This window comes from Clostridium sp. 29_15 (assembly GCF_001916075.1).
Lineage (GTDB): Bacteria > Bacillota > Clostridia > Clostridiales > Clostridiaceae > Clostridium > Clostridium lentum.
This window is the reverse complement of sequence record NZ_MNRT01000024.1, coordinates 1-12,441: the sequence shown is the minus strand read 5'-3', so window position 1 is coordinate 12,441 and position 12,441 is coordinate 1. Positions and strand designations below refer to the sequence as shown.

The window sequence follows — 12,441 nt, the reverse complement described above, 5'->3', positions numbered from 1 at the left end:
AATTATTTTTCTATAAAGTCTTTTTTATATACATATTTGCATATAATTTCATAAAGCACTCCACATAAAGGAACTCCTATTATTACGCCAAAAATACCAAATAGACTCGAAAAAACAATGACTACTACAACAATATATAGTGAAGAAAGCCCTATTGAATTTCCTACAACTATTGGATAAATTATATTCCCTTCAATTTGTTGCATTAACACAACTATTAAAATAAAAAATAAAATATTTTTATATCCAGCTATAATCATAATAATTGTTGTTATTATAATTCCTATAAGTGGACCAAGAATTGGTACTGCTGCACATATTGCAAGAATAAAACTTATAAATATCGCATATGGAATTTTAAAAATAGTCATACTAATAAATATCATTATAAACAATATAGCTGAATCAATAGCTTGACCAAAAATGTACTTTTTGAATTTGCTATAAATTAATTTTAATATTTCAATAATACTACTTTTGTATTTATCAGTAGCAACTGTATTTATTAATAGTTTTAATTGATATTTTAAAGTTTCCTTTTCTAGCAAAATATATATGGATATTATTAAACCTAAGATAAAATTAATTAAAATATTTGTTATTCCTAAAGTAATATTTAAAACACCAGAAAAAGTAATCTGAACAAGATTATTTATTATTTTAGAGATATCACCATCTATTTCTTGAATTTTTGATAATACACTATCAATTAAATAATTATCATAATTTTTAATTAATAATCCCTGTATATTTTTTATTTGCTCTGGAGCTTTTTCTATAAAAATATAAAAACTCTTTATAATTTCAGGAATAACTATATTTATGGTAAATGTAATTACACAAATAAATATTAAAAGTACTAATAATAAAGATATAGCTCTACTTATTTTAAAAGCTCTTTTTTTATCTACTTTTAATTTTTGTATTAATAAAATAATCTTTCTTTCTAAAAAACTCATTGGTATATTTAAAAGAAATGCTAAAACTATACCAAATATAACAGGTAAAGTAATTGCTACTAAATTATCTATGGTTTTTAATACAAACTTTAAATTATGTATTATGAAAAATAATATCAATCCATATGTTACTATAAAAATATTTTCTTTAATATATTTTTTATTCATTTAACCTCCTTATATAAAATTATTTTATTTAGTTATATAATTTCACAGCTAATAATTAGACTCTATAAATTTATTCATTATCTAAGTATATTGATTTACACATATTATAAAAGCAAAGTTCTTCTTCTACATTTGGCATATGTGCTGATGTTTTAAATTTATATAAAGCTTTTTTAGGTGCATCTATAAAATTATAATAATCCTCTATAATTTTACTTGGCGTATGATAATCATTATCTCCGCAACAAAAATATATTGGAACTTCAAATTTATTCGATAAATTAAACAAATTTATAGATGCCATTTCTGAATACATGTATTTTTTTGAAATAACACTTCCTCTTAAAAACCTAAACCAATCAAATATACTGTAATATTTAAATGAAATACTATTTAATATAAATGATAATTTGTTAATTTTAAAAATATCCCCCTTATATTTTTCTATTAACTTATCTAAATTTCTAATACTATCTTTTGTTACATATGGTGGTTTCCCTATTTTCTTTAAAATATTAATTCCTTTTTTATTGTTTTCTTTTTTTATTTTTTGTGATAAAAGTTTATAAGTAACTTTATCGGCTTCATTTATATTAACAACTTGTCCTACTGATATATATACCTTTATGTATTGAGGGATTTTTTGTGCTAAAATTATTCCTATTAAACTTCCAAAAGAATGACCTATTAAATAAACATGAGTTTTCTTAAAACGTTCTCTTAATATCTTTATTAAGGAAATAGCATCATTTATAATATTATCTATAGTTAATTCTTTTCTTGAAAATTTTTTTATATTTGATTTTCCTGCACCTCTTTGATCCCAATTTACAACAAGAAATTTTTTTTCTAATTTACTTTGATATTTCCTTATAAAACCTATTTGAGATACTCCTGGTCCTCCATGTAGAAATAACATTAATGGACCATTTTCATTGCCTGTTATAAGAACATATTGGTTTATACCATTTATCTCAATATATTCACTTATTTCTATCATAAAATATCCCTCCTATATGTTTAATTTTAAAATATCATAAATTTCATTGTAAATTTAGTATGTTAATAAAAAAAGCAGAAGTAAAACTTCTGCTTTGGTGCGCCTTCAAGGACTTGAACCCCGGACCCCCTAGTAAAGAGCTAGGTGCTCTATCTGCTGAGCTAAAGACGCGTATTCCTTATGAACTTATAATATCATCTTCGACTTTTTTTGTCAATATTTTTTTAATTTAAATTTTAAAAAATATTCTTCCAGTTTCTATATAGACTTATGATAATAATTATTAAATCCATCATTAATATTATCATATAATAAGGAACCACATTGATTTATATCAAAGTGATTCCTATTTATAATTTTTTATTTTAACTTTGCTCCATTAGACTTAATTACATCTCTATACCAATAGTATGAATCCTTACAAGACCTTTTCATACTTCCATTACCTTCATTGTCACGATCTACATAAATCATTCCATATCTTTTTTTCATTTCACCTGTAGTAAATGATACTAAGTCTATTATTCCCCATGGAGTGTATCCCATTAATTCTACGCCATCATAATTAACAGCCTTTTCCATCTCCTCTATATGTTTAGCTAAATACTCTATACGATATGAATCATGTATTTCGCCATTTTCCTCAACTTTATCATGAGCTCCAAACCCATTTTCAACAATAAATAAAGGTAATTCATATCTATTGTAAAAATTATTTAAAGTGTATCTTAATCCAACTGGATCTATCGGCCATCCCCAATCACTTGCTTTGATATATGGATTTTCAACAGAATTTTCTAATGATCCATTTACAGAAACTTCTCCCGCATTACAAACACCTGCTTTTACTGCATTTGACATATAATAACTAAATCCAATATAGTCTACAGTTCCTTTTTTAAGGATTTCAGAATCTCCTTCTTCCATACCAATATCATAGCCTTTTCTCTCAAATTCTTTTAATGCATATCTTGGATAATGTCCACGTACATGTACATCCGGGAAAAAGAATCTTTCACGCATAGCTTCTTCTGCTGCCATTATATCTTCTGGATTACAAGAATATGGGTATATTGGAACATGAGATACCATACATCCAATTTTAAAATCTGGATTAATTTCTCTTCCTTTTATAACAGCTTTAGCACTTGCTAATAACTCATTATGAGCTACTTTATATAAAACTTCCCTTGGATCTTCCCCTTCTTTTAATGTTACACCAGAATTTGTCCATAAGAATAGTGGATTATTTGTATCCATTTGATTATTTATTTCATTAAATGTCATCCAATACTTAACTTTACTCTTATATCTCTTAAAGCAAACTTCTGCAAATCTTTCAAAGAAATCTACAAGCTTTCTATTTCTGAAACCACCATATTCTCTTGCTAAATGTAATGGTAATTCAAAATGAGATAAAGTAATAACTGGCTCTATTCCATACTTTAATAACTCGTCAAATACATCATCATAAAATTTTAAACCTTCTTCATTTGGTTCTAATTCATCACCCTTTGGAAATATTCTTGTCCATGCTATTGATGTTCTTAAACACTTAAGTCCCATTCCAGCAAGCAGTGCTATATCTTCCTTGTATCTTCCATAAAAATCTATTGCTTCATGATTTGGATAAAATGTATCTTCCATTATTGTTTCTGTTATTCTTCTTGGAACCCCATGAGCTCCTGCTGTCATTACATCAACAACACTTGGGCCTTTTCCTCCAGCATTCCATCCTCCTTCAAATTGATGAGCTGCAAAAGCCCCTCCCCATAAAAAGTCATTTGGTAACTTATTCATAATTATTCTCCTTATCTAGTATATTTTGCTTGATTTTTTACTGTGATTGTATGCTTAATTCTTTTAGATTAATTATTGTATTTCCACTTTCAACTTCTTTATTTATATTTAATTGCTTATCTTCATAATTGTCAGCATTAGTTATTACTATTGGCGTAATTAAAGAGTATCCTTCTTTCTCTATAACACTCTTATCAAACTCTAATAATAAATCTCCTGCTTTTACCTTTGAATTTACCTTTGTTTTAACATCGAATCCTTTACCATTCATCTTTACAGTATCCATACCAACATGTATTAACACTTCTACTCCATCATCTGAAAGTAATCCAATTGCATGTTTAGTGTCAGCTATAAATTCTATTACTCCATCAAAAGGAGCATATACCTTATTATCAATAGGTTCAATTGCTACACCTTTTCCCATTGCTCCTGAAGAAAATACTGGGTCATTTACTTTTTCTAACTCTATTACTTTTCCAGATATAGGACTTTTTATTTCTTTAATCCCCATATTTAAAATTGGCTGACCTTCATTAACATTTACATCATTGTTTTCATTCTTTTCCTCAGTTTCTTTTTCACCAAAACCAATTACTTGAACAAGTATAATTGCTCCAAAGAATGATATAGCTGCTCCTATTAACATCCCTATAATAGATTTTGAATTATTTGGAGTAATAGCATTTACAACTGTTAAAAGTCCTGGAAGACCTGCATATGCATAATAAGCTATGTTAAAGAACGATCCTACTACTGCACCAATTGCACCTGCAATACATCCACATATAAACGGTTTCTTAAATCTTAAATTTACACCATATATTGCTGGTTCAGTTATACCAAATATTCCTGTAATACCAGCTGATAAAGCCATATTCTTAGTTTTCTTATTTCTAGCTTTTATAAATACTCCTAAAACTGCTCCTGCTTGAGCTATAACTGCCATTGTTTGGAATGCTTGGAATGTATCCATACCATATAAATCATAATTTGCTAAACACATTGGTGTAACTCCCCAATGAACTCCAAAAATAACAACAATTTGCCATAAGCCACCAATAACTGCTGCTGCAACTGCTGGTGCAAAATTATATAAAGCATTATATCCATTTGCTATTCCTGTAGCTAATGAATCTGATAATGGTCCTATTGCTAATATAGTAAGTGGAACCATCACAAGCATACATATAAATGGTGTAAATAATGCCTTAACCACATCTGGTAATCTCTTATCTACAAACTTTTCAACATAAGATAATATCCATACTAAAAATAATGGAGGTAAAACTGATGATGTATACGTTGTTTCTGCTAAACTAATTCCTAAAAACTTAATACTCTCCCCATCTGCTATTCTTGATGCTATTTCTGCCCAAGTTGGACTTACTAAAGCTGCACAACATGCTACTGCAATAAAGGTATTACATTTAAAATGTTTAGATGCTGTTATAGCTATGAATATTGGTAAAAACGTAAATGGTGCCCATGACATAAAACTTAATACTTCATAAGTACCTGTACTAGAAAAACTTGGGTTAACCATATTAATTAATATTAAACACCCTTGTAATATACCAGCTGCAGCTAATATATAAATAAATGGTGCAAATACTGCTGACATTGTTGCAATTATTCTATTTAAAACACTAGCCTTTGGTGCATCTTCTATAGCATTACTATCTAAGTTAAGCTCACTTGCTACTTTATCAAAGACCTTTCCTACATGAGTTCCAATAACAACTTGGAATTGTCCTCCACTTTCAACTACTGTTATTACTCCCGTAAGATTTGAAACGTTTTCTTTTGCTTCATTAGTTGTTTCTTTTAAAACTAATCTAAGTCTTGTTGCACATCTTGACGCTTTTATAATATTATTTTTTCCACCAACAGCATCTATTATATCTACTGCTAACTTCTCATAATCACGAACTGAATTTGCCATATCTATTCCTCCATTATTTTTATCACTTCACAATTAAATTGTATGATTAAATTATAATTATACCAGTATAATTTGTCAATATTTTTATGAAAACATTTTCTTAATTTTATTTCATCTTTTCTTTATGCTATACTTAATTCATAAATATGTTGACGTAATAAAGGGAGTAAAAATGCTAAAATACCAAATAATCGCAAAAGAAATAGAAAATGATATTTATAGTAACAATTTTCCACAAGGCACTAAATTACCTACTGTAGAATCACTTGCGTCTAAGTATAACGTAAGTAAAAGTACTATTGTTAAAGCTATAGAATCTTTAGTATCTAGAAAAATTGTATATCAACTTCAGGGAAGTGGAATTTTTGTTAGAAAAAGAAATCGTACTGGTTATATAAACTTGAATTTTACACAAGGATTTACTACTAGTTTAAAAGAGTTTAATATAACATCAAAAGTTTTAGATTTTAACCTTATTAAAGCTAATAAAGAAATTGCAGAATTAATAGAGTGTGATGTTAATGATGATATTTATCTAATTAAAAGATTAAGATATATAGATGATGAAATAATGTGTTATGAGGAAGCTTATTATAAAAAAAGTATAGTTCCATACCTTAATAAAGAAATTGCAACAGGCTCAATCTTTGAATATTTACAAACAGCTTTAAATTTAAATTTAGGCTTTTCCGACAGATACTTACATTTAGAAAAATTAGATAATAACCTAGCTAATTTATTAAACTTGGCACCTAATGATCCAGCAATGATTGTGCTAGAACAAATATATTTATCTTCTGGTGTTTGCTTTAATGTTTCAAAATTAGTTTATAATTATAAAAATACTCGTTTCTTCCTTCAATCTTAATTTATATAAAAAACTTATGATTTTAACTATAAAAATCTCATTCTATAAAAAAATGGGCTATCGCAATAGCGGATAAAAAATCCGTTAGCAATAGCTCCTTTTCTATACTTTTATAAAATTTAAGGCATATTTTATAATATAGATAAATATTTTTTAAAAATAAAAATGGTGTTAGTATAAATTAGTGGACACATTAAGACAAACTAAGTTAAAATAATATTTAGTTAAGAAAATATGTAAAGAGTTTAATATTATACAATCATTTAGTAAAAAGGTTGTCCTTATGACAATGCTTGTATAGAATCTTTCCATTCTTCAATAAATAAGGAAGAAATCTATAAAAATACATATCGCACCTTCGAAGAAGCCAATATAGCTATATTTAAATATATTGAAGGTTGGTATAACAGAAAAAGGACTTTCCGTAAGACTTCATACATATTTTAACGATAGTCTTTGAGAAAGTCCTTTGATTTTTACACTATATTTACTTGTTATGGTTCACCTTTGACATCAAAACAACCGTCTCGACGTGTACTGTATGAGGAAACATATCTACTGGCTGTATTTCCACTGTTTTATAACCATTTTCCTCCAAAATAGCTAAATCTCTAGCTAATGTACTTGGATCACAACTTACATATACTATTCTTTTAGCATCTATATTTGTTATTGCATCTAATAACTTTTTATCACAGCCTTTTCTTGGTGGATCCACTACAACTACATCAGCTTTAATACCTTTACTAATTAAATCAGGTATAACTACTTCTGATTCACCTACATAGAAATGTGCATTATCCACATTGTTTTCCACAGCATTTATCTTTGCATTTTCAATTGCTTGTGGAATAATTTCTACTCCATAAACTTCTTTTGCTTTCTGTGATAAAAATAATGTAATGCTTCCTGTCCCACAATAAGCGTCAAATACTGTTTCATTTCCACTTAAATCTGCATATTCTAAAGTCTTTCCATATAATACTTCTGTTTGGATAGGATTAACTTGGAAGAATGATAATGGTGATATATTGTACTTAAACTCTCCTATATAATCACATATAGTATCACTTCCCCAAAGAGTTTTAGATTCTAATCCTAATATTACATTAGTTGGCTTAGAATTTATATTTTGAATAATACTTTTGATTCCATGTATATTATTAACCATTAAATGGATAAATTCTTCTTTATGTGGAAGGTCTCTACCATTAGTTACTATTACAACCATAACTTCATTAGTAGTAAATCCTCTTCTTATCATAATATGTCTTAATATACCGCTTTCATCATATTGTCCATCTATATTATAGGGCTTAATATTATTTTTTATAATCCAGCTTCTAGTCAATTCAACTACTTTATCAGCAATTTCATCTTGTATTAAACAACTTTCCATATCAATTATTTCATGACTTCTTGGAGCAAAGAACCCTATTTTTAGTTCTCCATTAACTAATCCTATAGGTAATTGAACCTTATTTCTATATCTCCAAGGTTGTTCCATGCCTAAAGGAAACTTTACTAAACTTTCATCTAACTTACCTATCTTACTGATACAATCTTTTACTCTTTCATGTTTAAACTTTAATTGTTCTTTATATGTACTATGTTGTAACTTACAACCACCACACTTCTTATATATTCCACACTCAGAAGTACATCTTTCTTTTGATTCCTCCACAATTTCTATAAGCTTTCCATAAGCAAAACTTTTCTTTGATTTTACTATTTTAACCTTTACTTTTTCCCCTACTAATGCTCCTTCAACGAATACAGGAAAAGTATTATCTATCTTGGCGATTCCTTCTCCCTCATATCCTTGAGCTACTACATCTAATATATATTCTTTATTCTTTTCTACCAAATTTATCACCTGTCAATCATATATTTCTTCCGCTTTAAAATCTATTATATACTATGTCATTAATGTTATAAATAATCTTTAATATAAAAAGCTGATTTCTTAATGAAAAGAAATCAGCTTTTTATATTAATATGCTTCTATAAATGTATCACAATTTATCTTATTTTTTAAATCATTATTTTTAAAACTTAAATGTTCTGCACTACATTGTCCATACTTATTGTAGAAACAGTTATTGGCAGTACAATGAACTGATGTTATTGGTGTATTTGCTGTATAATCTTGCAAACGGCTTAATATATTCATATTATCAAACATATTCAATGCACTTCTAAACTTACTATCATTAAATCCATTACATTCTGTATCACTGGCAAAATGGGCATCTTGTCCATTCACATTTATTTCATGAGCTTTGCATGTACCATGTTTATTATTGACACAATTAGTTGAACAGCAATTTAAAGTTGTCATAAAAATACCTCCTAAATATTTCATTATATTTATTAGTTATTTTCATTTTTAATAAACTTTATACAGTATTTTATTTTTAAATAAAAAAAGAGCACCTTACGGTGCAAATTGGTTAATAAGTTGCCATGATTTAAAACGATTGCCATCTTTTAATCATACTATTCATTATAACCTATATATTAGATTTAATTTGTTAACTTTTTGTTAAATTTTATGTTTTTTATACTTTTTTGCAATATTTAATTCATTTTTTAAGGCATTTAACTTTTATGTTGCATAATTTTATTCATTTTTATTAAATAGTATACTCTATTTAATTATTAATTATAAGTAATAAATTAATTATAAAAAAAATTTCTTAATTCATTCTTCATTATTTTTTATTTCCTGTAAAAAAAGAAGTACCTTATGGTACCTCTTTATAGAGTGTTATTTTTACTATTTAACTTCTGTAACCTTTAAAAGATTAGTTGAACCTACTGTATCTAATCCAGCAGCAACTACTACTGTTTCACCAGCAGTAACAAATCCACTGCTCTTAGCAGCTTCTATAGCATTAGCTACAACTTCATCTGTGTTTGAAGCAGTAGGTGTAACCATTGAATATACTCCAAAGCTAAATGCTAATCCCTTAGCTACTTTTTCGTTAGGTGTAACTGCAACTATTGGACAGTCTGGTCTGCATTGAGAAATTCTTCTAGCAGTAGCTCCACTCTTAGTTGAAGTAACTATTGCAGCAGCTTTTAATTCATTAGCAGCATTACATGCAGCTCTTGAAATAACTCCTGAAACTGCTGGAGTATGGTTTTTAGCTCTTGAAACAGCTGTTTCATAGCTTAATTTCTTTTCAGTTTCTTCAGCTATTCTAGCCATAGTTTGAACTGATTCTACTGGCCAATCTCCGTTAGCTGATTCTCCAGATAACATGATTGCATCTGTACCATCATAGATAGCATTAGCAACGTCTGAAACTTCTGCTCTTGTTGGTCTTGGGTTTCTCATCATAGAATCTAACATTTGAGTAGCTGTAACAACTGGCTTTCCAGCAGCATTACATTTTTCTATCATCATTTTTTGAACAGCTGGTAATTTTTCAAATGGAATTTCAACTCCTAAATCCCCTCTTGCTACCATTAATCCGTCTGATGCTTCTAATATAGCATCTATGTTGTCAACACCTTCTTGGTTTTCTATCTTAGAAATTATCTTGATGTCTTCTCCACCATTTTCATTTAATATTTGTCTTATTGTTTCAACGTCTGAAGCTTTTCTTATAAATGAAGCTGCAACAGCGTTAACTCCAATTTCACAACCAAATTTTAAGTCAGCTATATCTTTTTCAGTTAAAGCTGGTAATTTTATTGAAACTCCTGGAACGTTAACTCCTTTATGAGTTGCAACAAATCCAGTATTTTGAACTGTACAGTGGATTTTGTTTCCTTCAATTGATTCAACAGTTAAACCCACTAAACCATCATCTATTAAAATAGTATCTCCTGCTTTAACATCACTAGCTAAACCAGCATAAGTTACTGAACATTCCTCAGTATTTCCAATTACATCTCCACCTGCGTGAACTGTAAACTTAGCTCCAGCTTGTAACTCAACTTTTTTAGGCTCAAATTTACCAGTTCTTATTTCTGGTCCCTTAGTATCTAACATAACAGCTATTTCTTTATTATGTTCTTTAGCTAATTCTTTTACTAAGTTTATTCTCTCTGCATGTTCTGCATGATCACCATGAGAGAAGTTATGTCTAGAAACATTCATTCCTGCTTCTATGATTTGAGATAATATTTCTCTCTTTTCACTCGCTGGCCCTATTGTACAAATTATTTTAGTCTTTCTCATGTAAATAACACTCCTTTATGTTTAGTATCTTAATTTATATATATAATTTTAGATAACATGACTAACTATTTATTTCAGCTGATATTGAAAATAACTTATTATCAAAAGTTCTATCTAGTGCTAATGCTTCATCAATATCTACATCATAAATTTCGTTCTTTCTTATACCAACTACTCTTGAAGTTTTTCCTTCTAATAATAATTCAATAGCTTTTGAACCCATTCTTGAAGCTAAAACTCTATCAAAAGCACTTGGACTTCCTCCTCTTTGAACATGGCCTAATACCGTTGCTCTTGTTTCTATTTTTGTTTCGTTTTCGATAAATTTAGCTAGTTCACTAGCTCCTCCAACACCTTCAGCAAGTAATATTAAATTATGCATTTTTCCCTTTTTCTTGCCATCTAATATAATATCACATAATTCTTTTTTATCATATCCCTTTTCTGGAGTTATTATATATTCTGCTCCACATGCAATTCCTGCGTAAAGAGCTATATCACCACAATTTCTTCCCATAACTTCCACTATAGAAACTCTTTCATGAGAAGTTGATGTATCTCTTATTTTATCAACAGCATCTGTTACAGTGTTTAAAGCTGTATCAAATCCAATAGTATAATCAGTGTAGCTTAAATCATTATCAATAGTTCCTGGTAAACCTATTGTTTTAACACCTAATTTTGATAATAATTTAGCTCCTGTGAATGAACCATCTCCACCAATAACCACTAGTGCATCTACTCCATTATCTTGAAGTATTTTTACTGCTTCTTTTCTAACCTCTTCTTTTTTAAATTCTTCACATCTTGCTGTTCTTAAAATTGTTCCACCTCTTTGAATAATATCTGAAACAGATGATCTATTCATTGGAAACATTTCTCCATTTAACAATCCACTATAACCTCTGTGTACTCCCATTACCTCAATGTTATGATGTAATGCAGTTCTAACTACAGCTCTAATAGCAGCATTCATCCCCGGAGCATCTCCTCCACTAGTTAAAACAGCTATTTTTTTTATCATAATCATTCCTCCTTGATACCACTATGGACTCTGCATGTCCCACATCCTCTGAAATCTTTAAAATTTCTGACTCTTTAAACTTTTTCCTACCATTTTTTATTTTACTGTTAAAGTGCTTTCATTGCAACTAAATTTAGCAACTATATTGTAGATTTTTATATGTTCATTTTATATTGTGTCCTATAATAAATTAAAATATATAATGTTTTTAAAATTGCTTTTTTATTTTGAAAGCCTTGAAAAACAAGACTTTATTAATATAATTAACAAAGTTATTTTAAATAATTAAAACTAAAATAATTACTTAAAAATTATTTTTTATATTTTTTACTATTTTCTACTGTATTTGTTTACAAAAACCTTTTGTAATTTTTGTTATTTCTTATAAATAAAAAAGTGGCTTTCGCCACGCTCCCTTCGGGAATTTAATTTTAAGTATTCTAAAAGGCATAGAACTAACATCGGTTCTATGCTATATTTTTCCT

General features: G+C 28.2%; 9 protein-coding genes, 1 tRNA gene and 1 pseudogene. 2 read left to right on the top strand and 9 right to left on the bottom strand.

Going from position 1 to position 12,441, the window contains the following annotated elements; all coding sequences use genetic code 11:
- Positions 1-2 precede the first annotated feature (2 nt).
- From BHW04_RS04895 to BHW04_RS04875, 5 genes are all read right to left on the bottom strand, one after another.
- Positions 3-1,127 (bottom strand): AI-2E family transporter, encoded by a 1,125-nt coding sequence (locus BHW04_RS04895; RefSeq protein ID WP_186834354.1) that lies wholly within the window; start codon positions 1,125-1,127, stop codon positions 3-5.
- A gap of 70 nt (positions 1,128-1,197) precedes the next feature.
- Positions 1,198-2,127, bottom strand: coding sequence for an alpha/beta hydrolase (locus tag BHW04_RS04890; protein WP_302699094.1), 930 nt, complete (start codon positions 2,125-2,127; stop codon positions 1,198-1,200).
- A 95-nt stretch (positions 2,128-2,222) separates the two neighbouring features.
- Positions 2,223-2,298, bottom strand: a tRNA-Lys gene (locus tag BHW04_RS04885).
- Positions 2,299-2,487: 189 nt separating this feature from the next.
- On the bottom strand, positions 2,488-3,927 hold the full coding sequence (locus BHW04_RS04880; RefSeq protein ID WP_302699093.1) for a 6-phospho-beta-glucosidase: 1,440 nt from the start codon (positions 3,925-3,927) through the stop codon (positions 2,488-2,490).
- Between the two features lie 37 nt (positions 3,928-3,964).
- Complete coding sequence (locus tag BHW04_RS04875) at positions 3,965-5,872, bottom strand: beta-glucoside-specific PTS transporter subunit IIABC (RefSeq protein WP_302699092.1); 1,908 nt, start codon at positions 5,870-5,872, stop codon at positions 3,965-3,967.
- A gap of 172 nt (positions 5,873-6,044) precedes the next feature.
- On the opposite strand from BHW04_RS04875, the gene BHW04_RS04870 reads away from it, so the two are divergent.
- Together BHW04_RS04870 and BHW04_RS04865 are read left to right on the top strand one after the other, a co-directional pair.
- Complete coding sequence (locus tag BHW04_RS04870; protein ID WP_302699091.1) at positions 6,045-6,740, top strand: GntR family transcriptional regulator; 696 nt, start codon at positions 6,045-6,047, stop codon at positions 6,738-6,740.
- 270 nt (positions 6,741-7,010) lie between these two features.
- A pseudogene (locus BHW04_RS04865) lies at positions 7,011-7,187 on the top strand (IS3 family transposase); the annotation flags it as partial.
- 40 nt (positions 7,188-7,227) lie between these two features.
- Here BHW04_RS04865 and rlmD read toward each other — a convergent pair.
- The 4 genes from rlmD to pfkA form a co-directional block, all read right to left on the bottom strand.
- Complete coding sequence (rlmD, locus tag BHW04_RS04860) at positions 7,228-8,607, bottom strand: 23S rRNA (uracil(1939)-C(5))-methyltransferase RlmD (RefSeq protein WP_302699090.1); 1,380 nt, start codon at positions 8,605-8,607, stop codon at positions 7,228-7,230.
- Positions 8,608-8,733: 126 nt separating this feature from the next.
- Positions 8,734-9,081 (bottom strand): DUF1540 domain-containing protein, encoded by a 348-nt coding sequence (locus BHW04_RS04855; protein ID WP_302699089.1) that lies wholly within the window; start codon positions 9,079-9,081, stop codon positions 8,734-8,736.
- Between the two features lie 438 nt (positions 9,082-9,519).
- Entirely contained in the window at positions 9,520-10,932 is a 1,413-nt protein-coding gene (gene pyk / locus BHW04_RS04850; RefSeq protein WP_302699088.1) for a pyruvate kinase, read from the bottom strand.
- 61 nt (positions 10,933-10,993) lie between these two features.
- Positions 10,994-11,953, bottom strand: coding sequence for a 6-phosphofructokinase (gene pfkA / locus BHW04_RS04845; protein ID WP_186834507.1), 960 nt, complete (start codon positions 11,951-11,953; stop codon positions 10,994-10,996).
- Positions 11,954-12,441: the final 488 nt, after the last annotated feature.

Coding starts and splice junctions, on each gene's coding strand:
- BHW04_RS04875 (WP_302699092.1), bottom strand. CDS start 5,872: ATGGCAAATTCAGTTCGTGATTATGAGAAGTTAGCAGTAGATATAATA.
- pyk (WP_302699088.1), bottom strand. CDS start 10,932: ATGAGAAAGACTAAAATAATTTGTACAATAGGGCCAGCGAGTGAAAAG.
- BHW04_RS04895 (WP_186834354.1), bottom strand. CDS start 1,127: ATGAATAAAAAATATATTAAAGAAAATATTTTTATAGTAACATATGGA.
- BHW04_RS04870 (WP_302699091.1), top strand. CDS start 6,045: ATGCTAAAATACCAAATAATCGCAAAAGAAATAGAAAATGATATTTAT.
- BHW04_RS04855 (WP_302699089.1), bottom strand. CDS start 9,081: ATGACAACTTTAAATTGCTGTTCAACTAATTGTGTCAATAATAAACAT.
- BHW04_RS04880 (WP_302699093.1), bottom strand. CDS start 3,927: ATGAATAAGTTACCAAATGACTTTTTATGGGGAGGGGCTTTTGCAGCT.
- BHW04_RS04890 (WP_302699094.1), bottom strand. CDS start 2,127: ATGATAGAAATAAGTGAATATATTGAGATAAATGGTATAAACCAATAT.